The 23,525-nt window shown below is 60.7% G+C and carries 19 protein-coding genes and 2 pseudogenes; 8 read left to right on the top strand and 13 right to left on the bottom strand.

Annotation, left to right across the window (positions count from 1 at the left end; genetic code table 11):
* Positions 1-136 precede the first annotated feature (136 nt).
* Positions 137-1,321, bottom strand: a complete 1,185-nt coding sequence (locus FJW06_RS23070; RefSeq protein WP_140754818.1) for a cation:proton antiporter — start codon at positions 1,319-1,321, stop codon at positions 137-139.
* A 942-nt stretch (positions 1,322-2,263) separates the two neighbouring features.
* Between FJW06_RS23070 and FJW06_RS23065 the strand changes: the two genes are divergently transcribed.
* The 4 genes from FJW06_RS23065 (at position 2,264) to FJW06_RS23045 (ending at position 5,377) form a co-directional block, all read left to right on the top strand.
* Positions 2,264-2,782 (top strand): sigma-70 family RNA polymerase sigma factor, encoded by a 519-nt coding sequence (locus tag FJW06_RS23065; protein ID WP_246674795.1) that lies wholly within the window; start codon positions 2,264-2,266, stop codon positions 2,780-2,782.
* Positions 2,769-3,554, top strand: coding sequence for a hypothetical protein (locus FJW06_RS23060; RefSeq protein WP_140754814.1), 786 nt, complete (start codon positions 2,769-2,771; stop codon positions 3,552-3,554). Before FJW06_RS23065 ends, FJW06_RS23060 begins: the two co-directional genes overlap by 14 nt.
* Positions 3,555-4,058: 504 nt before the next feature.
* Positions 4,059-4,355 carry a hypothetical protein gene (locus FJW06_RS23055; RefSeq protein WP_140754812.1) on the top strand — a complete coding sequence of 99 codons (297 nt, stop codon included), beginning with the start codon at positions 4,059-4,061 and terminating at the stop codon, positions 4,353-4,355.
* Between the two features lie 257 nt (positions 4,356-4,612).
* Positions 4,613-5,377, top strand: coding sequence for a DUF4336 domain-containing protein (locus FJW06_RS23045; protein ID WP_140754810.1), 765 nt, complete (start codon positions 4,613-4,615; stop codon positions 5,375-5,377).
* A gap of 231 nt (positions 5,378-5,608) precedes the next feature.
* Here the strand turns inward: FJW06_RS23045 and FJW06_RS23040 are convergent.
* The 6 genes and pseudogenes from FJW06_RS23040 to FJW06_RS23015 form a co-directional block, all read right to left on the bottom strand.
* Positions 5,609-5,827 (bottom strand): annotated as a pseudogene (locus FJW06_RS23040) (chloride channel protein); the annotation flags it as partial.
* Between the two features lie 575 nt (positions 5,828-6,402).
* Positions 6,403-6,708: a response regulator gene (locus tag FJW06_RS23035; protein ID WP_246674794.1), complete on the bottom strand. Its 306-nt coding sequence runs from the start codon at positions 6,706-6,708 to the stop codon at positions 6,403-6,405.
* A 92-nt stretch (positions 6,709-6,800) separates the two neighbouring features.
* The gene (locus FJW06_RS23030; protein WP_140754808.1) at positions 6,801-7,364 is read right to left on the bottom strand and encodes an SH3 domain-containing protein; all 564 of its coding nucleotides are present in this window, start codon (positions 7,362-7,364) and stop codon (positions 6,801-6,803) included.
* 13 nt (positions 7,365-7,377) lie between these two features.
* Positions 7,378-7,623, bottom strand: coding sequence for a DUF982 domain-containing protein (locus FJW06_RS23025; protein ID WP_140754806.1), 246 nt, complete (start codon positions 7,621-7,623; stop codon positions 7,378-7,380).
* A 66-nt stretch (positions 7,624-7,689) separates the two neighbouring features.
* A complete protein-coding gene (locus FJW06_RS23020) occupies positions 7,690-8,109 on the bottom strand; it encodes a hypothetical protein (protein WP_140754804.1) in 420 nt (139 codons plus the stop codon).
* 807 nt (positions 8,110-8,916) lie between these two features.
* Positions 8,917-9,762 (bottom strand): PRC-barrel domain-containing protein, encoded by an 846-nt coding sequence (locus FJW06_RS23015; RefSeq protein ID WP_140754801.1) that lies wholly within the window; start codon positions 9,760-9,762, stop codon positions 8,917-8,919.
* 816 nt (positions 9,763-10,578) lie between these two features.
* Between FJW06_RS23015 and FJW06_RS23010 the strand changes: the two genes are divergently transcribed.
* Complete coding sequence (locus tag FJW06_RS23010; protein WP_140754799.1) at positions 10,579-10,818, top strand: hypothetical protein; 240 nt, start codon at positions 10,579-10,581, stop codon at positions 10,816-10,818.
* 200 nt (positions 10,819-11,018) lie between these two features.
* Here FJW06_RS23010 and FJW06_RS23005 read toward each other — a convergent pair whose 3' ends face one another.
* The 4 genes from FJW06_RS23005 to FJW06_RS22990 form a co-directional block, all read right to left on the bottom strand.
* A complete protein-coding gene (locus FJW06_RS23005; protein ID WP_140754797.1) occupies positions 11,019-11,717 on the bottom strand; it encodes an ABC transporter ATP-binding protein in 699 nt (232 codons plus the stop codon).
* Positions 11,714-13,564 (bottom strand): branched-chain amino acid ABC transporter ATP-binding protein/permease, encoded by a 1,851-nt coding sequence (locus FJW06_RS23000; protein ID WP_140754795.1) that lies wholly within the window; start codon positions 13,562-13,564, stop codon positions 11,714-11,716. The genes FJW06_RS23005 and FJW06_RS23000 overlap by 4 nt, the downstream gene beginning before the upstream one ends.
* A 13-nt stretch (positions 13,565-13,577) precedes the next feature.
* Positions 13,578-14,453: a branched-chain amino acid ABC transporter permease gene (locus FJW06_RS22995; protein WP_140754793.1), complete on the bottom strand. Its 876-nt coding sequence runs from the start codon at positions 14,451-14,453 to the stop codon at positions 13,578-13,580.
* 168 nt (positions 14,454-14,621) lie between these two features.
* Entirely contained in the window at positions 14,622-15,977 is a 1,356-nt protein-coding gene (locus tag FJW06_RS22990; protein ID WP_140754791.1) for a substrate-binding protein, read from the bottom strand.
* Between the two features lie 213 nt (positions 15,978-16,190).
* Here FJW06_RS22990 and FJW06_RS22985 point away from each other — a divergent pair, with 213 nt between their 5' ends.
* Both FJW06_RS22985 and FJW06_RS22980 read left to right on the top strand, forming a co-directional pair.
* Complete coding sequence (locus FJW06_RS22985; protein WP_181178512.1) at positions 16,191-16,928, top strand: Crp/Fnr family transcriptional regulator; 738 nt, start codon at positions 16,191-16,193, stop codon at positions 16,926-16,928.
* 990 nt (positions 16,929-17,918) lie between these two features.
* On the top strand, positions 17,919-18,218 hold the full coding sequence (locus tag FJW06_RS22980) for a DUF1236 domain-containing protein (RefSeq protein WP_140754787.1): 300 nt from the start codon (positions 17,919-17,921) through the stop codon (positions 18,216-18,218).
* Between the two features lie 754 nt (positions 18,219-18,972).
* Here FJW06_RS22980 and FJW06_RS22975 read toward each other — a convergent pair.
* Positions 18,973-21,513: a membrane-bound PQQ-dependent dehydrogenase, glucose/quinate/shikimate family gene (locus FJW06_RS22975; RefSeq protein WP_140754785.1), complete on the bottom strand. Its 2,541-nt coding sequence runs from the start codon at positions 21,511-21,513 to the stop codon at positions 18,973-18,975.
* A gap of 272 nt (positions 21,514-21,785) precedes the next feature.
* A pseudogene (locus tag FJW06_RS30700) lies at positions 21,786-22,031 on the bottom strand (BA14K family protein); the annotation flags it as partial.
* Positions 22,032-22,590: 559 nt separating this feature from the next.
* On the opposite strand from FJW06_RS30700, the gene FJW06_RS22965 reads away from it, so the two are divergent.
* The gene (locus FJW06_RS22965; RefSeq protein ID WP_140754781.1) at positions 22,591-23,304 is read left to right on the top strand and encodes a DUF4396 domain-containing protein; all 714 of its coding nucleotides are present in this window, start codon (positions 22,591-22,593) and stop codon (positions 23,302-23,304) included.
* The last annotated feature ends 221 nt before the right edge of the window (positions 23,305-23,525 follow it).

The following is a 23,525-nucleotide window of genomic DNA, read 5'->3' as shown; positions in this document are numbered from 1 at the left end:
CTTGATTGAAAAAGGAATTCAGGCTCATCCTCTCCGCCACGGGAGGGACAGCCGCCCGCCCTGCATGCCCCCGTGCAGTGGCGGCTGCCAAAGCATTAAGTCCCCTGTCACGGCAGCCGGCGCGCCCTCACGCAGCTTACTCGGCCGTAAGTCCCAGCTTCTTGATGAACCATGGCATTGTCAGGCCTTGAACGAAGATCGAGAACGCCACCGCGGCAAACGCCGTGACAATGATAGCCCCACGCTCAGCTATGTCCTGTGGCAGCGCAAGCGACAGGGCAAGCGCGAGCGCGCCGCGCAGGCCGCCCCAAACCAGGACATGCTGGTACTTGAGATCCACCTTCAGCGAAGTCGGCTTGAGGAGGGCACAGAGCGGATAGATGGCCAGTACCCGGCCGAGCAGTACGAGTGCTACGGCGACCGCCGAGCTACCCGCAAAGATCCCGAGCGGCTGGTGCGCCTCATGGCCGCCAATCAGGATGAACACGATCGAGTTGGCGAGGAAGGCGGCATAGCCCCAGAATGCCAGCACGTGGCTTCGCGCGTTGGCCGATATGGCACCTTTCCAGCCCACATTACCAACCAGAAGGCCGGAGGTGAGCGTCGCAAGAACGCCTGACATGCCGAATTTCTCGGCGATTAGAAACGACCCATAGGCCGCGATCGTCGTTAGCGTAATTTCCACCAGATGGTCCTCCGTCCGCCCCGCGATGAGAAGGAGCACCGCTGCGACGGCTGCGCCGATCGCGATGCCGCCGGCGACAATCCAAACGAAGGAAGAGGCGATGGCCACGGGCGTGGCGCTTGCGCCTGATGCCACCGCGACCAGGATGGCGAAACCGACGGCCGCCGCGCCATCGTTGAGCAGGCTTTCGGATTCGACCAGAAGCCCAAGCCGCGGCTGCACCTTCATCTCCTTGAAGGCAGCCAACACCGAAACCGGATCCGTAGCCGCGATCAGCACGCCGAAGAGGCTTGCGCCAGTCCAGCTCCATCCAAGCAGCCAATGCATCCCGAGTGCTACAACAGCAGCAGCGATCGCCACTCCCGGAAAGGCAAGCAAAGCAGTCACCGGCAGGTTGACGCGGAAATGACGCCATTCGATTTCAAGCGCCGCCTGGAAAATCAGCGGCGGCAGAAACACCGTGAAAATCAGATCCCGGCTGAGTGGCAGCTCGGTTCCACCCGGGACAAAGCCGAGCGCTATGCCGGCAGCTACCAGCCCGACGCTGTAGGGAAGGCGCAGCCGCCTGGAGATCATGGCGACAAGTGAGGCCGTCAGGAGTATGAGCCCGAGCGTGGGAATAGAGAGTTCATCCATTCCGGATTATGGCTAGGTGGGACGGGATTCGGCAAGCAAAAGCCGTTGTCGCCAGCAAGGGCGGTCGTGGATGACGCCAGCTGTGGACAGGCCAGGAAGGTCTCGGCCGATTTTGCCTTCGATGACGTATTAACCTGCCGTCTGATGATGTCACATCGAGGTCGGCGAAGCCGGCGAATGCCGTTGCCTTCGCAGGCACGGGGCCTCCAAGACAGCAAGTGGCGCCGCCGGGCCTAAGATCTGCCTGCCCGAGCGGACTTAGGGCGTTCTGCGTGCATGCAGCCAAAGCTCGCCTGGCCGCGGGAGAGGGTCTATCGCAATGCCGTTGGTTTCCTTGGTGCGAGCGCAAGATTGAAATAGCCTGGCAGTTGTTGGCGCTTGTCGCGGATCGAAGCTGTCATGTCCGGACCGGCTGGCAGAAGGACGATCATTCGTGCTTGGCGCCTCGGGAAGAGCGGCCTGCCGGCAACCAGGAAAATCAGGGCGAGGCCACATATTAGCAACATAGCGGCGAACGTGTTTGCAAAGATCTCGCCCAGCGGCATCGCGACCCGCCTCACCCTTGCTCCAGCCCCAGTCGTCCAGGAGCCGGCTCCACGTTGATACCGCCGAGCAGCGGATTCTATTCCAGCTTCCTACACCGAGGAGCGTCGGCTCGCCCCCCCCCGAATATTTTCTTTGTTGCTTGGAATAGTTTCCGGCCGGCCTCGGTAAATGGTGCAAGGAGGGTGAGCACAAGACCTGTCGAGCCATTATCGGACACGGGAGCGGCGCAAGCATCTGAGGATTCATGGCGCCCAGATCTTGGAACCGGGAGGAGCACGCTCCCAGACGGCCCAGCGGTAGCTGTCCCTGCCCGCTGGGCCGTCTACCCGTCAAAGATTCAAAATGGAGATCCTGAAGTGACGCAAAAGAAGATACCTTGGTGATATGAAAACCAGATTGGACGTCATACCGCACCTAGAGGATCTTTGGCGTTACGGCCGCGTCCTTACCGGCAACGATGCCGACGCGGACGACTTGGTCCAGGAGGCGCTTGCCCGCGCACTGACGATGGCCGCCAGCTACGACACTTCACGGCCCGTGCTGCCCTGGCTCATCACCATCGTCCGTAATACGTTCCTCACGAATGCCAGCCGTGCCGTTGCCACCCGGCAGCGCATGGCATCATTTGCGGATGTAGCGGAGTCGGCCTTACCGCCCTCGCAGGAGCATTCGGCTGAACTCGCGAAGGTACAAAGGGCGCTGACGCGAATGCCGGCCGAGCAAGCCGAGATACTGCATCTGGTCGCGGTGCTGGGTTTCACATATTCAGAGACCGCTAATCTTCTGGGTGTGCCGGCAGGGACTGTGATGTCGCGCCTCAGCCGCGCCCGAGCGGCGCTGAAGCAAAACCTGGAAGACAAAGATGGCGGGTCTTCCCGCCTCAAGATCGTGGGAGGGCGTGATGCGGCCTACTGATGGGATTTCCGAAGAGGATATCAGTCGCCTTCTGGATGGCGAGCTCTCTGCATCGCAGAGATCCGACCTGCAAGCCCGCCTCGCACGTGAGCCGGAGCTGGCGGCGGAGGTCTTTGCTCATGCACAACGCATGGAGGCGTTGCGCGCCTCACAGCCACGGCGGCTGTTTCCGCCTGGGGCTAGCGTAGAGAGGGCGAAGCAACTGGAGAGTGCATTTCGCCGCGCAAAGATGCTCGGCCTGGTCAGACTCCAAGTCGCCGCTGTCGTGCTGGTTGCGATCGGCTGGGGCGCGAACTCTTTGACCGTGCCCCTCCGCCAGGGAGGCAAGACGGCCGACGAAACCTTTATCCTTGGCGCGCGCGATGCCTTGCGGGTCGCGCAGCTGAACGCAGGCCCGGAGAGAGGTGTCGAGCCGAAGCAGGACAAGATCGAACGGCTGGTCGGCGCCGTTAACGTGAGCATGCCGACCCTACCGTCGGTATGGGTAGTGAGAGACGTTCAGGTGCAGCCGTGGAACGGGAAACAAAGCCTCGTTGTCACAGCCGATACGCCAAGCGTTGGCCGCATCACGCTTGTGGCTGCCCCGATGAATGGCGAGGATGCGGTGCCGCCCACCCCGGCCACCGACGGCCGTGTGCCGACAGTCTACTGGCAATCGGGAGGCACCGCCTATGCCTTGATGGGCTCCGCCGCGCCGGACCGGCTCGAAGTGGAAGCAAAGCAAATTGAAGTCGCCACCCGGCGGAATGTTGCTCCCAAGACCAGAGGTTGACCGCCGCGGCGCGGAACCGCGCTCCACCCGCCAATCCGCTGCCGCCGCTGCCTTCGCTCTCGGCGGCGTCGCTCTCGATAAGGCCTGAAAGAAGGCTTGTGCGATGAATGTTTTGTCGTTTCAGAGAAGATACTATCCCTCAAAATGTCCGATCTGCGCTGGACCGGCCTTGGAGGCCGACATCGCGCCCCGCAAGGTGGAGTTTCAGTGCGCTTCTTGCGGGCCCTTTGAATTAACTTCGGCAGCGCGCGTTGCAATGAAGGGGCTGTCTCGGGAGACCCGAACGATGTGGCTATCGCAGGCTCGACAACAGCATTCCACGATCCCGGTCGTTGCCTGTGCAAACGAGACGCTGTCGCGGGGCGCATCGTGAGATCCGCGTCACGAGAGTCAGAAGTGCGCGCCCGCGGGCACTTCCTTGCGGCCCGGCGTCAGGTTGGGGTGGTGCCGGGCCGTTCCAGAAGTGCTTGTGTCCAATCTTCGACTACCGAGAGGTATCCGGATTTGGCTGCGGCAAACGCGATCCGCAAACTTGAAGACTACGAGGAAGTTGGGCTCATCGGCTATCCCTGCGATGGAGACTATATCGCGGTGGTCGGCGCCAGCCGCCGTCAAGAGTGGCTGCTCGGAGGCGAGCTGTGCGGCTTGAACGGTGCTGTTATCGCCGACCAGGCGGCGGCGCTGCCTCGCTATTATCCGCAAGGTTGCCGGCTCGTCCTGGCCACGATCAGGAAAGAATGGGTTGTTCGCATCCGCAGTTATGATGTTTCGACCAATCTGTGGTCCGACTTGTCGACATGACTAAGGAATCTGGCGGCCCAAATCCGCTTTCCCCGGCTGAGGCGCTTGGTTCCGACATCCCCGCCGCGACAATGCTGCGGCAATCCCGGTGGATTTCATTCGACCCCGGTGTGGAAGCTGCATTGGCCGCCGCCGCCGCTGAAATGAGCGTCGCGAGATCGGAGGTCGTCCGCCTTGCTGTGCGTGAATGGCTGGCGGCGCGCCAGCGCGGAACTGGCTACGCAACTACGCCGGAGCAGTCCGAGGATTGACAGCTGATGCCGAGACCTGAGGAATTTTTGAACGGTCGGTCAACGTTGAGCTTGTACGAGCCCATCAATGTCCTCAAGCCGGTCGCTTCGGACGTGTGGATCGTGGATGGACCACCGATAGAGTATGATCTCAGGTTGGTGAAATTTCCCTTCAGCACGCGTATGACAGTCCTGCGGCTCCGCAACGGCGATCTGGCGCTCCACTCGCCTGTCGCTCTCACGCCGGAGCTGCGGTCCGCAGTCGATGTGCTCGGCCCAGTCCGATTTCTGATTGCTCCGAACTCGTTGCACTATTGGTGGGTGCCGGACTGGAAAGCCGCCATTCCCAACGCCGAAGTTCTGGCGGTGCGCGGTTTGCAGAAGCGGGCCAAGCGTCCGATTGAGGTGGACCGGCTTCTGGTGGGGCGACACTCGCCATGGCCTGGCGAGGTCGACCTTTTAGTGGTTCGCGGCGATGTGCTCACCGAAGCTGTCCTGTTCCACCGCGCCACAAGAACTCTGATCCTCACCGACCTGATTGAGAACTTCGAGCCAAAGCGGGTACACAGCTGGTTCTTGAAATTGCTCGTAAAACTCGCGGGCGCCGCCGACCCCGACGGCAAGGCGCCCATCGACATGCGGCTGAGCTTCTTGCGTCGCCGCAAGGCGCTGCGCACGGCGGTGCAACAGATGCTCGCCTGGCGTCCGGAGCGCGTCATCATCTCGCACGGCCGGTGGTATGACAAAGATGGCACTGCCGAGCTCAGGCGGGCGTTCCGATGGGTGCTGTGAAAGAGATTTCGCCTCGTGCGTAATAGCTTTTTGGCATTGAGATGCGGGCACTAGCTTTCGGCTCGTTGAACGTCGCACCGTTGTAGGTGGCCGCGCCCACAGCCGTCGGCTCATCGGCATGATGCCTCCAGCATCCGGATTAGACCGGACTGGAGAGGTCGTTTCTGAGGTTGGGCACAAGCCTGTTTGCTTCGGCCGCTGGGCTTTGACTGCATCGTCAGAACCCTCCAGCCTGCGCCTTCGGATCGCCTCTGCCATGAACACGCGCGGCAATGCATGGTAGAGCGGCTCGCGCGAGACGAGGCGGGCCGCGCCGTAGCCCAACATCGCCGCGCACATCAGGGCAATGACGTTGTCGTGATTGCCGGCCATGTGGAGGATGATGACGAAAGCCGTCATTGGTGCCTGCACCACGCCGGCGAAATAGCCAGCGATGCCGAGCAGGGCAGCCTGACGCGCACGCAGAGTTTTCGACTAAATTCAACGGCTTATGCGGAACCAACATCAAATGTTAATCGTTGAATGTACCAAGGGGAGCAACGATGGCAGAGGATGGTCAAAAGCTTTCGCAGGACGAGCTGATTGAAAAACTCGTCCGAGAGACCGGAATAACCGAAGCGCAGGCTCTGGAACTCATTGCATTCCTGGGACGGAGTTGGAGTTCGCTTGTTCGAGAAGCGAAGTACCTGTTGGGTCCGCGGTAGAACATCGGCTTATCTGATATTGGAATCGAATCCGCACGGTGTGGGCAGCCTTCCGAGGCAGAGTGACGAATCCAACTCCCTGCGGGGCAGCGATTGGTGCAGTCGCGCCGCAATCCCAATCGTGTAGCGAAGCCCCTTGAGCCAGCGGCCCGTCGCCACCGCAACATTGTGCCGCGTGTGTTGGGCGGCAGCCATGGGGCTATCGGAGTGGATCTCCGCCTAAGGCAGATGCTTGTGCTTCTGGTTCGCTCCCCGGCTGCTGTTGATTGAGCAGCAAGGAGATTGCCGTGATGACCTGAGCTGGCACAAACGGCTTTGCAATCATGACGCTGTTTGGCACTCCCTCCGCGCCCCAATGGATCGCACTGTGGCACTCACATAGACGACAGGCATGACAGGATTGGCGCAACGCACATGCCGGGCGAGTTCCCAACCCAATTTGCCCGGACCCAATCGAATGTCGGTAAGAAGAGCCCGGACTTTCGAAGCGTTCTCATCGAAAATGGTCACAGCCTGTTCGACATCGTTGGCGGCAAGAACAGTAAATCCGGCCTCAATCAGCCCGGATTCGATCTCGAGCAGGATCATAGCCTCGTCTTCGACGACCAAAACCGTGGCGCCATTCATCGGAATTCCCCTCAATTCTGCAGCACTACACTCAGTTGTACGCTTTCCGCAAGATCTGAGGCCTTGCCCAAAAACCGTTGACCGCCACCAATCTAGAGCACTTCACCGGGGTAGACGCCCCACAGCCCCACTTGTTTCATAAAACCTATTGAGGGACCGGCCGCGACCGCGCACCACTGTCCGTCGCACCAGCTGAGCGTGACTTCAACGCGAGGCTCGAGCCAAGCAACGATTCCGCTGCGAACTGACGGCTTCGCGTACAAAGCAAGGCGATCTTTCGACCAGGGAGCGACGATGCCAGTTCTGCGTCCTGACAGAAGCGAGTGATGGATCCAGCCGGAGCTTCCGTCCCAATATCTTACCCGGCGCCAATTGCCGTACTCCTGATAAATCTCAAAGGGGACGCCCTGTCGTTTGAAGACCCATTCAATACTATAGGCTCTGCCGGGGCCGATACGCAGATTGGCGGACGAAGCCTTTAGCGAGGCAAAGCGAGGAAGAGGAAGCGGGCGAGCTTCTGCTCGGACCCCCGTGGTGTTGGCGGACGCTGCAACAAACAGAATTGCAAGGGTGACACGGACGAAACCGAGGCACCCACGCCGTCTAATTTGCAATCTGGCCGGTAGGAAGCCGAGCGACGAACTGCGTTGTTCCATGCGACGGGCTAACTTATTCTACGAGCATGTGCGCCTCTCGAGCCGCGCCGACCAAGGCATCCCTGGCGACATCAGCCGCGATGCCACCGTTCATAGCTTGGCGGCAAGCTCTGAGCGCCGCCAGATGCTTCTGACTTCCTGAACTGCGCCAATGCTTGGTGAGCATGTCGACTGCTTGGCTGGCGTTGCACACATTGTTGATCTCTCCAGATATGCCGATGGCAACTGTCACCGGCCTTGAAAACCACGCTTCATGCATGGCTGCGCCTCCGTCGCGAGCAGCGCCCAGCGACACACAGCGCGTCACCGGGCGAAAACGAAGAAATCAACTCTTGGTGTTCTCCTGAGCCACGCTGTTCGCCGGGATTGTGTCCATGGCTGACAGCTTCTCAGCACACAGATCTGCTGCACCCACCACATCGTTCTTTATTCCGGACAGTTTCACCCACCCACCATCGCTGATGAAGCTGTCTCGCTGATAAGAAGACGTTCCCTTCAGCTTGGCGAGGTTATCACTGGCATTGGACGCTGTAATGAATTTCTGGACGCAGAGATTAGCTGCCAGCTCGGCCTTTGCCTTGATCGCGGATGTCTTGGCCATCTCGGCCGCCGTCCCGGCCGTCGTCCAGCCTCCGGCCGTGAAGCCGACGATCATCGTCAGCACAACGGCACATACGACGGTCCAGAACCACAGGGTCTTGGACGGTCGGTAAGCCTCGAAGCGTTGTGAAAGTGCTTGTTCCATAGTTTCCTCCCTTTGAGACACCTGTGTTTCAGGTTGCTTTCCAGCGCCGTGGTGGACGCTTGTCATGTGGCGATCGGTCTATCGACCGACATGGTGGGGTTTTCTCGGCGGGGGTGACCCAGATCAAGAGGCGGGGCAGGGGGATGCTGGGTCCGAGCGGCAGAACTTTCGGTCTCGATCGCCTCGGCGCAGATCCTCGTGCGCTCGTCTCCCACATTGCAGCTCCAGAAACCCTAGGGCTGAGCACCCGAAAATTGTACAAAGTGGCGAGCACGGACAAACTTCACCTCGTTGCTGCATCTACCGATCTCGAGCAGAAACTATTCCATGACAGTCGCAACTTTGTGCGACCGGTGAGCTCGGTTGCATCCCTGGACCTTAGGCTTTGCGGAAAAAGCTCTGCGCACCGTTGGTAGTCAGGAGACCACCACGGACGGCGAACGAGCGGCAATCAACGTCGCCCAAATGAGTAGCGGAAGCTGACGTACGGGGCCGAAATCTGATCGGCAGCAAGCTGAGTTCATTGGCTGCGCGTGAGAAGATCTCGCGTTCCCGAGCTTCATGGCGCGCCGTGAGCATTCGGCTCAAACCGGCGCACTTGCTGGCATCACCGTGAAGCCAATGACGACGTCGCATGTGGCGGGAGGGAAGTTAGGGTTTACGCGTTGTCCAGGCTTCCTGAGGGAAGCCTGCATCAGTCCGCATCAAAAAGGAGGGCTCCCGCCGCCAGGTGCTCGAGATGGGCGCCGTTCGGAAAGCGGATGGGTGGGGAAGGGGCCGCCCGGGATCGGAGCGGCCCCCGAATGACTACTGTACAATCATGCGCTGATTGTTGCGGTTTTCGGCCCATGTGCTTTTGTCGTAGGCGGGCTGGGCCTCCAACTGATCCTTGGTGAAGTTAGTATAGAGGTATTTGCTGCCGCTGTGATCTTGCATGAATGAAAGCTTGTCCATGCCTAGGGCCACTTCCTTCTCACCGATGCCCAGGAAACCGCCGACATCGACGATGACCGCGTCAACCTTGCCGTCCTTTGTAAGGACCACGTCGCCGATCTCGCCCACCTTCGTGTCGTTGGCGCCATATACGGTCGTGCCGACAAGTTCCTCGGCGCGGATTCTTCCAGGATCGACAGGCGTCATCGAAGCCTTGTCTTTCGAGCCGATCGCGGCGGTCGTGGCCGGCTCGGTCGAGGTGTTCGCTGGCGCCGCTGCCATGCTGTCGGTCTTCGTCTCGGCGGTCGCGGCGCTGTTTGCCCTGGCCGTGTCATAGGATTTGCGGTCGAAGTTCGGTTTCGCCTTTAGGTCGTCGGCCGTCGCATTGATCACGAGCCGGTGCCCGCCGTCATTCTCTGCCCATTTGACGGCGCTGAATGGGATGGCCACGTCCTTTTCCCCCACTCCGAGCAAGCCTCCAACGCTGACGATAACCGAATCCACAGCGCCGTTCTCGCCGATCAAGAGGTCGTCGACGGAGCCGACATTGTCAGCGTTGTCGCTGGTGCCGTTATAGACCTTGTCGCCGATCATATTGGAGGCCAAGCGACCAGACACGGCTTGGGCCTGCTGGGTTGTGGCCGGCTGGACCGCATATGCGAAATTGGACAAAGAAACGAATGTAGCCAATGCCGTCATGGTTAAAGTGGTGCGGATCATGAGGGATTCTCCTGTTGACAATGAGGCGCGTTCGCCCTCGCAGGCGGCTAATGGACTGTGGGCACAACGAGACCTATCCGGACCGGTTCCGAACGAATTGCGTATGAAAATAAATGTCTTCTGGCTGGGAATAGTTCGCGCCCCTGCCTGGTAAGTGGAGCAGCAAGGATGACCTTCGGCATATCCGACAAACCGGCATGTCTGTCGGAGTTACCGGAGGTATCGGATCGAGTCATGACGGCGAGCGCTTTGCGTTCGGAACGACGCTCCCGTCAGGCCCAGCGGTTGTTGTCTCCATGCAACCGCTGGGCCGGCAGAGGGTGCGCCAGTCTATGACAGAATTTATTGCCGAAAAAAGCGGTGCCCGCGCATGAATGTCGTGCCCTTTGACAGAGCCCGTAAATATTATCCATCCACCTGCCCGATCTGTGAGGGAGCCGCCCTGGAAGCCGATCTCGGGCACCGGCTGGCCGAGTTCCAATGCGCCTTTTGCGGCGCGTACGAAATCACCCCTGCGGCGCGCTCGGCCATGAGAGGTCTTGCTCAGGAGCATAGAGCCGTATGGCTGTCTCAAGCCCGCCAACAGGCCGGAGCCTCGCGACAACTTGCGCTCGTAATTTGCGCCAACGAGTCGTCGATCCCTCGGTCGAGCAGCTCTTGATGGTCCATCAGGCATGTGTTCGAGGAAGTGCGACCGCGCGGGCACTTCCTTGCGGCCCGGCACCCGTTGGGGTGGTGCCGGGTCGCCACTGCATGCGCGGGGCCTTACCATCCATAGATATGAAGACGATGTCCTTTGGAGGCATGTAAACTCACATGCGCGAATTGGAAGAATATGAGCAGATAGGGTTGATGGGTTACCCGGCCGACGGGGATTACATAGCTGTGGTGGACGACAGGATTGGTCAGAATTGGTTGCTCGGGGGTGCCTTGTGCGGAATTGATGGCGCAACCATAGAGGATCAGGCGGCTGCGTTGCCGAAATACCGTCCGAACGGCCGGCTCGTGGTGGCCACTATCCGAGATAGCCGTCTCGTTGCCGTTCGGGACTATTGAACGAGATTGCAGCAGGAAGGATAATTTGCGCTGTCATCCGATTGGCTGGGGCCCGTGAAAAGCCAGCTGGCCTGCTTTTTTAAAAAAACATCAGGGCAAAAGAACTCGGGCCTGCGGCGCAGGCCATTGCAGTTTTTGTTGCCGAAACTCGCCTGGCGCATCGGGCGAGCGCTTTGCGCAACTTGCGCGGACAGCTCCCACTACACCCCGAGATAGCGTTGCAGGAGTTCCGGCTTGGCTTTGACCTCGGCTGCCGTCGACTCTTGGGCGATGTGCCCGTTGTTGATGATATAAACCCTCTTCGCAAGCGTCAGCGTTGCGGCAAGATTCTGTTCCACCAAGACCATGGTCCGCCCTTCCTCGGCAAGTTCTCGACAGGCTTTGACGAGATCCTGGACGATGACTGGCGCAAGCCCTTCGAATGGCTCGTCGAGCAGTATGATCTTCGGGTCACGTACGAGCGCGCGGGCGATCGCCAGCATCTGCTGTTCGCCGCCGGAGAGGTCGGTTCCGCGGCTGGCGCGCCGCTCTTTCAGGCGGGGAAACATCGCGTAAATTCTGTCGAGGGACCACCTGTTCTCAGCGGTCAGGCCGGCGAGGACCAGGTTCTCCTCAACATTCAGGCTGCCGAAAATGCGCCGCTCCTCGTGCACCAACTGCATACCAAGACGGGCGATGCTGTGCGCCTTCCTGCCCGCCAGCTCCTCGCCGCCGAGCATGATGCTGCCGCTGCGCGGCGTGACGATACCCATCAGGCTCTTGAGAGTGGTCGACTTGCCGGCGCCGTTGCGGCCGAGAAGCGCGACGACCTCGTTCTTCTCCACCCGAATCGACACGTCGAACAGGATGTGGCTGTCACCGTAGTAGCTGTTCAGGCCCCTGACCTCGAGCAGGCTCATGCCATCTCTCCGTGGACGCCGCCGAGATAGGCTTCCTGCACTTTCGAATTGGTCTTGATCTCTTCCGGCGTGCCGTGGACGAGGACCCTGCCTTCCTGCAGCACGGTGACCGTCTCTGCCAGTTCGAAAAGCGAATCCATGTCGTGGTCGATGATGATCATGGTACGGCCGCGCGCGATCGACTTCAGCAGCGCCACCGTTTCGACGCGCTCGCGCGGGCTCATGCCGGCAAGCGGCTCGTCGAGAAGCAGCAGGCTGGGCGACGTCGCCAGCGCCAGGCCGATCTCCAGCCGGCGCTTCTCGCCATAGGCGAGCTCCGACACCGGCGTGTCCGGACGATGCGTCAGGTTGACCAGGGCCAGCGTGCGCTCGACCTGCTCGCTCAGGCCCGGGATCTTGCCGATGTTGCGGAACAGGTCGAGCCTGAACTTGCCGCGGGTTTCGCCAAGCGCGGCAATGGTCAGATTCTGCCTGACGGTCAGCCGGTCGAAGAGCTGGTTGATCTGGTAGCTCTTGGTCAGTCCGAGCTGGCAGACGTCGGTCACGCTCATGCCGGTGATGTCGCGGCCCTCGAACACGATCTTGCCCGAGGTCGGCGCCACCTCGCAGGTCAGCATCTTGAAGAAGGTGCTCTTGCCGGCGCCGTTGGGCCCGATGATGCCGCGCATCTCACCGTGAGAGATGGTGAAGTCGATATCGCTGTTGGCCATCAGCCCGCCATAGCGCTTGCTCAACCCGTTGGCCTGCAGGATGGGGCCGGAAGCGTGGTCCGTCGGACGATGTCGCGCCGGCATCGCCTCGGCGAGGGTCGGGGGGGCAGCCGGGGCGATCGCGGCGGCAGCGGCCGTCGCCTCGATCGGCTCGGCGGATTTCCTGGCGCCGGTCGCCAGGGCGTAGACATCCGCGATGGCGCCGACGATGCCGCGCCTCAGGAAGACGACCAGCAGAACGAAAACGATGCCGAGCACCAGCTTCCATGTCGCGCCGAGATGCAGCACGTTCTGGAAGAAATCGCTGAGGAAAAGCCACACGGTGGCGCCGATCAGCGGCCCGAACAGCGTGCCGGCCCCGCCTATCGCGGTCTGCATGACGAGTTGGCCGGAAGTGTCGAACATGAAGGCGTCGGGCGGCATGAAGCCCTGCATCACGCCGAGCAGGCCACCGGCGAAGCCGGCATAGATTGCGGCCACCACGAATGCGGTATGCTTGTAGGCGTGGATATTGTGGCCGAGTGCCGCCGCGCGCAGCGGATTGTCGCGGATGGCCGAAAGGATCGCTCCGACTGGCGAGCGCACGATGCGCAGCGCCACCACCAGGCCGACGAAATACCAGAACGCCAGGAAGATATACATGGTCCAGTCGGAATTGAACCTGAACGTCGTAAAGCCAAGCGAGATGCTCGGCGTCGGCACGCCCGGCAGGCCGTTCTCGCCTCCGGTGTACTCTGACAGCGGGTTGAACTCGACGAAGAAGAACACCTCCGAGATCGCCACTGTGATCATGGCGAAATAGATGCCCGTACGCCTGAGCGCGACCAGCCCGACGAGGTAGCCGACGCCGCCGGCGGCGACGGCGCCGATGATGATCCCCACCATGACGTAAGGAAAGTCCAGCTCGGTCAGCAGGTAGGCGGCGAACATGCCGCCGGTGCCGAAGAAGGCAGACTGGCCGAAGGACAGCAGGCCGGTGTAGCCGAAGAGGATGTCGAAGCCGAGCCCGAACAGTCCCCAGATCAGGATGCGATTGATGGTCGTCGGCGCGAAGCCGAGATGTGGCAGGATGAATGGCGCGGCGATCAGCGCGATCGCCGTCAGCACCTCGACGAGGAAGGGGCGTTTCTGGTTCATGAGCGCACCGCGTTCACTCGCGGCCTGCCGTGCCGAGCAATCCGTGAGGACGGAACACCAGCACGAGGGTCATCGCCACGAAAAGCATGACATAGGCATAGCCGGGGTTGAACATCGAGGTGATGGAGATGATCTCGCCGGCGATGATGCCACCGAGCAAGGCGCCCGGGAACGACCCGACACCACCGATGACGACCACCACGAAGGTCTGCACCAGGATCGCTTCGCCGACGTCCGGCGCGATCGATACCACGGGCGCGTTGACGATGCCGGCGAAGCCCGCCGCCATGGCGCCGATGCCGAACACCAGCATGAAGACTTTGTAGACGTCGATGCCCAGCGACCCGACCATGACGGAATCCTCGATGCCGGCCCGCACGATCATGCCTATGCGGGTGCGGTAGAGAACCAGGTAGAGCGCCAACAGCGCTACCGTGACGATGCCGAGCGACGCAAGGCGATACGTCGGATAGACCATGAAGCCAAGATTGGTGATGCCTTGGAACAGGGCCGGCGGCGGCACCGTCTTGGACAGGCTGCCGAAGAAGAAGCGTACCGCCTCGACGAAGACGATGCCGAGACCGAAAGTAACGAGGATCTGATCCTCCTGCGGGCGCGTGTAGAAGTAGCGAATGATCAGGCGCTCCATCAGCACGCCGACCAACATGACGAAGAGCGAGCCGGCGATGAGCGCAACGATAAACGAGCCCGTATAATCATAAGCGACCCAGCCGGCATAGCCGCCGAGCATGAACATCGCGCCATGCGCAAGGTTGAGGACGCCAAGCGTGCCGTAGATGATGGTCAGGCCGGAGGAAATCAGCGCCAGAAGCGCGCCGAGCACCAGTCCATTGAAGCATTGCGAAATGAAATTAGCCCAATTGATCACGCTGCCGCCCGCGTTGAGATTGATGAATAGAGTGTCGTCGCCGTCTGCCCGGCATCATGGCAGGCAATCGATTGGCCAGGGCCGCGAAGACGTTGCTTCGCGGCCTTTTGACCGGCCTAATGGGATGGAAACCCTTCTTCGCATTGGCGAAGAAGGGTTTCGTGACCGTCAGGTGTAATCACCAAGCTGGCAGCCAAAGGCATCCGGCTTCTGCATCAGCCCCTCGCCGGGCACGATCTCCACGACATCCCAGAAGTCTTCCTCGTTCTTCATGTCCTTGGCCGCCTTGCCGCGGACGATGACGACGGGACGAATAAGCTGGTGGTCCTCAGGACGGAACTTGACGTCGCCGACCATCGACGGGAAGGTTTCGCCCTTCTCGTACTGCTTGATGACGTCCGGCGGATAGAAAGTGCCAGCTTCCGAAACCATCCGCGCCCAGATGGCGAACTGCATATAGGCGTTCTCCGCACCCCATTCGGGGCGATAATTGTATTTTTTCTGGAATGACTCGACGAAGGCTTTTGCCAGTGGAAATTTATCTTCCATCGTCCACCAGAAATCGGTGGCGGCGAACACCCCCTCGGTCAGATCCGGGCCCACTTCCTTGGCCAGGAACGGAATCTGATAGGGGATCACCATCTTCATGGTCGGCGTCAACCCGAACTGCTTCGCCTGCTGCACCGACAGCACGGCGTCGCGGCCCCAGTTAACGTTGACGATGAACTCGGCACCGGAATTGGCGATGTTGGTGAGATACTGGCTGAAGTCCTGCGTTCCGAGCGGGGAGATCTGGTTGGTGACCATTTCCCAGCCGCCCTGGGATGTAAGGTAGTCGTTGACCGACTTGGTCACCGTGTGGCCGTAGGTATAATCAGGCGTCATGAAGGCCGCCTTCTTGCCTTTGCCGAAATTCTTGACCAGCACTGGGCCGATGGCATTGGCGCAGGTCTCTCCATAGACGCACTGGCGGAACGAATAGCGCGCGCAGTCCTTCCCGGTGGTGTCGTTAGAGCCGGAGATTGCCACCAGATATAGGATCTTCTCGCGCTGGGCGAACTTGTTGAGTGCAACCGCCACTGCCGAAGACGTGGCTCCGGTCATGGCGATGATCTTCTTGTCGTTGATGAAGGTCTGCTGGGATTGCACCGCATTGTTGGGCTTGGCGGCCGAATCGGCGACGATCAGTTCCACTTTCTTGCCGAGCACGCCCTTGTCGATTTTCGGCGCGATCTGCTTGAGCAGATCATTGCCCTCGTTGATGTGCTCGACGGCCAGTTGCATGCCCTTGAGCTCGTCCTCACCCTGCACGGCATAGGCGCCGGTGCGCGGCACGGTCGCGCCGATATAGACGGTATCGCCCTGCGAGCCGGCCGGCCACGTGCCCATCGCCGGCTGATCGCTGGCGGCAGAGGCCGGGCTGATGATCGAGACAGGCAGCATCATGCTGCCCGCAAGGCCAGCACCGGCGTGCAGCAGAGTGCGGCGAGACAGGCCGGCTCGATTGTTATCGTTGAATGACATCGAATTCTCCTCCCTAGGCTTAAAGCCCTGGGGCTTCGTCGTTGCCCCACTTTCATCCGACCAACAAGAAAACAGGTCGGATAGCAAAGGCCATTCGCAGCCGCGTCGACTGCTCGGTCAATGCAACTTTCGTTGGATGATTTCGATTAATGATTTAGATTAACAAGTCGCCGCATGGTGCGGTGGGCAACGACCCTCGACATCGGACGCTGCATGCCGCTGAACGGTCACGCGATCAAGACCAGACTGACACGTGTCATGAAACTGAACGCGGACGACGTCGCAGCGCTTGAAGCGATTTTCGAACGCGACGTTTGTGTCAAGAAACGGCAAGAACTCATTATCCAAGGCTCCCCGTTTCGGAGCCTGTGCTTTGTCCAAGATGGATACGCCATACGCTACAGGCTGCTCCGGAGCGGCAAGCGCCAGATTCTCAAGCTCATCCTGCCCGGGGACGTCATCGGCTTTCCGGTGAGCTTTTTCGATCGGTCGACCTATGCTGTCGAGGCGCTGACGGATCTGACCTACACGGTGTGTGGGATCGATCGCTACACCCGTCTCTGCTACGAACAGCCGCAATTTGGGCTGGTGCTCAGCTGGCTGGCCGCACAGGAGGCAGCGAGCTACGCAGAGCACATCGTCAATCTCGGCAGGCGCACACCGATAGAGCGGTTGGCTCACCTTTTGCTTGAGATTCATGCGCGCCTTTTCCAGGTAGGTCTGGCGCAGGAGACGAGTTTTGCTCTGCCGTTCTCCCAGCAAGTCATGGCAGACGCCCTCGGGCTGAGCGTACCGCACCTCAACCGCGTCATGCAGCAGTTGCGGGCCGAACAGCTGATCAGCAGCAACGCGCGGCTGATTGTGTTGAGCGACTCCGCGGGACTAGGAAGGCTGGCGCAGTACCAGCCGATCAATCTTGCCCCAATCCCTCTGCTTGAACGGCACTGCTAGCGGCAGAGTGCCGCGTGGAAATTTCGGTTCTGGCCTGGATCGCATCGTCAGACGAGGCTTTCCAAATCGCTGCACTCGGCACGACATGATTGCACATGCTGATACAGGCATCACCATCAAATAGCATCGTGATCGGCGGCGCTTTCGCCAAATTGGATACGGGCGCGTCACCTCATTGGCTGTTGCGCCGCGCCTGCTTGGACCATCGCCGCCTGAGGTATCCTTTTTTCGTTTGGCTAACGCGGACAGCGTATGAACAGAATGAAGAAGCGCGCGTATCGGCTTATGTCGACATGAGTTCCCGATCCCCGAGTGACATCCGCTGGGCAACGGTGACTTGCCCCCCGTCTACACCGCGGCCGCCCGAAAACCGCTAAGAAAATGATCATCCGTCTGGAATAGTTTCCGGCCGAGCCCAGTAAATGTTGCAACGAGGGTGAACACAACGTGGCGAGACCGCCTTTGGAAACAGGGAGCGGCGGCGAGCTCTGAAGCTGCGGAATTTTCAGATCTCGCCATCGGGAGGAGCAGGCTCCCGTCCGGCCCAGCGGTTGCTGTCCTGGTCCCTACCCCCTGACCGCTGGGCCGTGAAATTTTTGCTGCCATGAGCGCGCGTGAAAGCGGCGTTCAACGTCGTTCCACATCGGGAGGACATTCGGTGCTGTTGCTCGTGCTCACGGACAATAAAACCCAATGCAGATCTGATCTGAGCGGGCGGCAAAAGGACGCCCAGATTATCGCCGGAACGAGTCAGTCGAACGCCGTCACTGTGCGCGAACGTGCTGGCGTTCCCAGCCGGTTGCGCTGCCGGTATTCGCCGCGTCAAGCTGGGACTTAAGTCTGATGCATAAGCGCATTGGGCCCTTCACTTTTTTGTGCCGAAACATGGGTGCGACGAGCTCATTGATCCATGGATTGCCGAGAGGCCCGTCGGCGGTTCCGCTGCATCCGACAGCGTTGAAGAAGGGGCACATACGAAGGAGAATTGAAATGAAGACGTTGATCACCAACTCTGTCGCCGGCCTGTTGCTCTTGTCGGGCATCAGCGTCGCAATCGCGGATTCGGTGGTTCTGGCGCCGGAACAGGAAACGACCATCCGCGAATACGTGAAGAAAGAACCGCTGGCTTCCATCAAGTTGCCGGGGATTGAGCTGAAGGTCGGGAGCACGCTGCCGGAGAAAGTGGAACTCCATAAAGTGCCGAACGTGAAGTACGAATACACCGTGATCGACAATCGGACCGTGGTCGTTGATCCCGAAACCCACACGATAGTCAAAGTGCTCGACTGATAGTGTGGCGGCGAGCGCCAATCGGCGCTCCCGCTGTTGCATCTGGTATGCGACTCCTGTCGCATAGGCCAGAAACTCCGAGCGGTATCGGGGGCAAAGTCATCGATGACTGGCAGCCTAATGCCGCCGATGCCGCTTGGGGCCCTAAGTCGCAAACCTGTGTGCTGTTCACATCCTTCACCGACGGCGTCGAGCTTCACTTCGCTCGACGACCTTTTTGGTGCCCCAAGAGTACCGGGCGAAGTTGCACCGAACCGCTTTGGCTGGGCGACGTTCACAACCGGTGAGGGCCGAAAGTGCATTCGCACGGCCGGAACGGATCGGGCGAGCCGCCGCGAACGATGATTCACACTGTGGAAGGCCTGACCGGGCAAAGCTCTCGTGCGCGGAAGACCGCTCGAGTGTGTCTTAGCCGAACCCGTTTCACCGCTTCAAGCGTCCGTCGGATTTGATGGCGCCGAGACATCATCGCTGCGACGGGTGCGTGCGCCGCGACACGAGAATTCGGTGGGCGTGTGCCAAAGCATAAATTCCAAACAGGGCCACAAGGCAATTTGGCCGGAAAACAGCAGGGAGCCACGGAAACGGCTCGCCTTCGTTATCACCGGGATTCGGTGATCGCACCAAGAAGCCGTGTTCAACGCTCAAATCGCGAGATCGCCGGGCTCCGGCTGGTCGGCGCCCGGCAATGCGTCCCACGCGACCGCGGATCTGACGCCGCTCGGAGCGCGCTGTAGCCCGGAAGGGGCAGGAGTCAACGAGGCAGCGCGTAGGCAATGATCGAATCGCCTGCCTTTGTGCCAGTCGACCCATGACCGCCCGCCACCACCACCAGATACTGGCGGCCATCCGCAGCTTGATACGTGGACGGCGTAGCCTGCCCGCCCGCCGGCAGGCGATCGCGCCAGATTTCGCGGCCTGTGCGAAGATCATAGCCTCGAACGTAGTTGTCCATCGTGCCGCTCAAGAAGGCGACACCGCCCGCGGTGACAATGGGGCCGCCAATGCCTGGCACTCCCATCTTGAACGGCAGCGGGACAGGAGAAAGGTCGCGAACGGTGCCGTTGACATGGCGGTATACCGTCTTGCCCGTTCTTAGATCCACGCCAGCGACATACCCCCACGGTGGCCGCTGGCACGGCAGATCGAGGAAGGAGTAGAACGGGCCCATCTTGGCGGCGAACGGGGCACCGAAGTTTTCGTTGAACACCGGCGCGCCCTGCTTGCTGACGACGCGGGTTGTGTCGTCCGGCCGGGGCAGCAGTTGCGAGGTGAAAGCCAGATAGACCGGCATGGCGAAGGCAATGTCGCGTTGTGGGTCGACGGCAATGGCCCCCCAGTTGAAGACGCCGAAATTGCCCGGATAGACAATGCTGCCGCGGAGCGAAGGCGGGGTGAACGCACCGTCGTAACGGAGTTGATGGAAGCGAATGCGGCAGTAAAGCTGGTCTATGGGGGTCGCGCCCCACATGTCGGCTCCGGTCAGTGGTTTTGGCCTGAACGACACCGCCGAGTGTGGCTGCGTTGGCGCCGTATGGTCTCCGCCGACAGCACCTTGCGGCGCAGGCTCCTCCTTGACCGGCAAAACGGGTTCGCCGGTTCGGCGGTTCAAGACGAACACCTCTCCCTGCTTGGTGGGCGCCACCAGGGCCGGAACCTCTCGCCCGTTGATCGTCAGATCAACCAGGCTCGGCTGAGCTGGCACGTCGTAGTCCCACAGGTCGTGATGAACGGTCTGGAAGACCCACGCCACCTGTCCCGTATCCGCATGCAGCGCCAGGATCGAGGACGAAAACCGCTCGGTGTTTGACCCGCGGTTGCCCCCGAACTGATCGGGCGATTCGTTGCCCATCGGAAAATAGATTAGCCCGAGCTTGGGGTCGTAACTGGCGACGCTCCACGAATTGGGAGCATTGTGGGAATAGGTCTGGCCGTTGGGAATTGGAGCGGTCGCATCCGGGTTCTTGCTGTCGAAATTCCAAACCAGTGCCCCGGTATAGGCGTTGAAAGCCCGGATCACGCCTGACGGTGAGGTCGTCGCAACGTTGTCATTGACGGCTCCAGCCACGACAATCAGGTTCCCGGCGACAACTGGAGGAGACGTCGAATAGAACGAGCCGGGCGTCACGTTGGGCATGTTGGCCCATAGGTTTACCGTGCCGTCCGAACCGCCGAAACCGGGACAAAGCTTGCCGGTGTCGGCGCTGACAGAGATCAGCCGGCCATCCGACGTGGGGACGAAAAGTCGCTTGGTGCATTCGGCGCTCAGCGTCACGTGCGCCGGGGGCTGCTCGCGGTCGACCACCGGATTGTGAGCTCCGGCCTGCGCGTGTCCGGTCACCACATTCTGCGGTACGCCAGCGGACTGGGTCGTCACTTCGTCGACGCTTTGCTGGAGATCGGCGGCAGCCTGGCTGCCGGCCGTGGCCGAGTCAGGTGCGAGAGAGACTTCCGGCGGCAGGTCGGCCGGTGTGGCCTCCTGGTAGGCCACGCCTCGGCAGGTCATATGCTGGGTGGTGTCCCGAGGCGGCTGCTTCAGCTTCGGGTCGAACCGCCATTTCTCTTTGCCCGTCTCGGGATCGAGGGCTATCACCGTGCTGAACGGAGTGCAGATGTACACCGTTCCGTTGACCATAAGCGGAGTGACCTCGTAAGTCGTTTCCTGGGGATCATTCTGGTCACGGATCTGTCCGGTCTTGTAGGTCCACGCGACTTGTAGCTTGTCGACGTTAGCCGCCGTGATTTGATTGAGCGGGGAGAAGCGCTGGCCCATTGAGGTGCGGCCATAAGCAACCCATTGCCCGGGGCGAGTTCCCTCGTCCGTTGCCGCCGCCGCCGCCGCCATGCGCTCCTGATTGAATGTGCCGGAAACGTCGTCTGGGTCCTGAAACATCGAATAGATGCCGACAGCCGCCGCCAACACGATGACTGCGGCCAGTGCTGCGTTGTTGGCGTCAAACCCGGCTGTGATCCGGTAGGGCACATTGAAGGCGTTTACGATGGCCGGCAGGAGCACGAGGATACCTAGAACCAGCAGCAGCCCGCCCCGCGGTGCTAGCGCCCACCAGTTGAAGCCTACTTCCCATAACGCCCAACACAGCGTGACCAGGATCGTAACCGCATAAACGCCCGCTCCAGCCGGTCTGCGCATCGCGATCAGCGACCCGGATGCGGCGAGCATCGCGCCCAGCACGATATAGAACCAGCTGCCGCCCAAGGCAGCCAACCAGAGGCCTCCGAGGACAAGGACAGCGCCTGTCAATATGATGATTGCCGAAAGGACAAGCCGATACATCGGGCAGCCTCCTGTTGGAAATGATTGTTCGCGCCGATCCGCGGCGGAGCGAAGGGCAATGTGCGCCAGGCTAGCTGCTATGGGCGCGTATCAAGCGCGTGCGGGGTCTCTCCGCCCGATCCGCCCGCGGAAGACCAGGGTCCCCGAAGCAGGAGAAAGCCGGCGAACAGGACGACAACAACAATCAGGGCAATTGCTATTCCGCGAGTCACGTCTCGGCTCCACATTTGCATGGCCTGAGGTGCTCCAGCTGATCTTGCCGGTCCACGAGCCTATTCATAAGGGGATCGGCACTGCCGGCGAGGGCCGTGGTAGGGCTGGAATGTGTTGTCCGATGCCCGGTAGGATCGATAGTGGTCATAGCACCATTGGACGTGCCGGCTGGATACGGGGCCATGCTGGCTCAGGGCGCCCCCGATGATGGCGCCCAAGGCGAATGCCGCTGGTGGAAACCACCATCCATCGTATCGGCGATAACCTGGCCGATAGTGTCGGTAGCCTCTGTGGCCATGCCAGTATGCATGGTTCCGTCGCAGTATGAGGCGGTGGCCATGATGGTACCGCGCCTGCGTCACATTAGACGGGACCGGCACGTTTGAGACAACGGCTGGCGCCGCGACAACTGAACCGACGGGTTGTGCTAGGAGCAGGCGCGCGACAGGGCCGCTGATGATTGTAGAACGAGTTAACATGAGTTCCTCCCGAAGCATTCTATAGAGGGCGAACCAGAGAGGATTGGGTTTGTTCCGCTCGAGCGCTCAAGTTTATTTGACATTTTTTTCTGACCCCGAGCCTGCTGAAGCGCTTGCTTCCTTCTTCTCGGTGCAGTGCAAACGACAGCTGGAGAGTGACAGTCTCTGGAACAAATCCGGCCGCAATCCTTTAGGCGCTTGGCTCCCGCGCGCGTGAGCACGCGTCAGCGAAACGGCCGGCCGCTGCGATGCATCTGTTGTTCGCCCTGCTGCACCGCCACAACGAGATCCTCGGTGTGGGGGCGATTGATTGCCGATGCAAGGGCTGGGGTGATGAGGTCGCAATGAACTCCACCGGATTAGGCTGCGAAAGGTCCGGAACGACATGGTACCGCTCTGGCTGCATGTGCTTGGTGTGCTTTCGTTGGTCAGCGGCGTTCTGGCGGCAGGCTGGATTGGTTGGGATGAGACGCACCGCTCGCAGCCGATGTGGGTCATGAACATCGTCTGGCCCGTCGCCGCGCTTTTCGGAACGGTGCTGGTTTTGTGGGGCTACTTGAAATTCGGAAGATCGGCTATCGGCAGCGCGACCAAGTCTCGGCGGCGCACGCCCGACACACCTTTCCCCGTGATGGTCGGCAAAGGGGCGCTGCATTGTGGAGCCGGTTGCACCTTGGGTGACATCGTGGCGGAATCGCTCGCAACGTTTTTTCCCGGCGTGGCGCTCTGGTTCGGGTGGCGCAGTTTGTTCGACGAGAAGATGTTCGCGGTCTGGATCTTGGACTACCTGCTCGCCTTCCTCCTCGGCGTAGCCTTTCAATATTTCACCATCAGGCCGATGCGCGGTCTCTCGGTGAGGGATGGCCTGATTGAGGCGTTGAAGGCGGACACGCTGTCTCTGACGGCATGGCAAGTCGGCATGTACGGCTTCATGGCGTTCGCCCAGTTCGGGGTCTTTCGGCCGGTCCTCGGTGTCTCGTTGACAGCTGACTCGGTCGAGTTCTGGTTCATGATGCAACTCGCCATGATCGCTGGTTTCTTGACCAGCTATCCTGTCAACTGGTGGCTGCTCAAGGCCGGCATCAAGGAAAGGATGTAGCCGCGGGCCGGCAAACCGGCGCAGCCCTCGACTTGCTGCCCAGCTTCCTGTCACAGCGGAGGTGTCGGCCAGTAGACGCATTGGCGCTGCCGTCGCTTGGCCGGCCAATTCTGCGTGCTCGGCGGTTACCGGCCTAATCCCTACATCGCTATCGGGCTAAAACCGATCGCGGCCTAGCCGCTCTGATCGGCGGCATCGGCGATGCTATCTCGCGAAAGAGA

Source organism: Mesorhizobium sp. B4-1-3, from assembly GCF_006439355.1.
In the GTDB taxonomy this organism is placed as follows: domain Bacteria; phylum Pseudomonadota; class Alphaproteobacteria; order Rhizobiales; family Rhizobiaceae; genus Mesorhizobium.
This window is presented reverse-complemented; position numbering and strand designations above follow the sequence as displayed.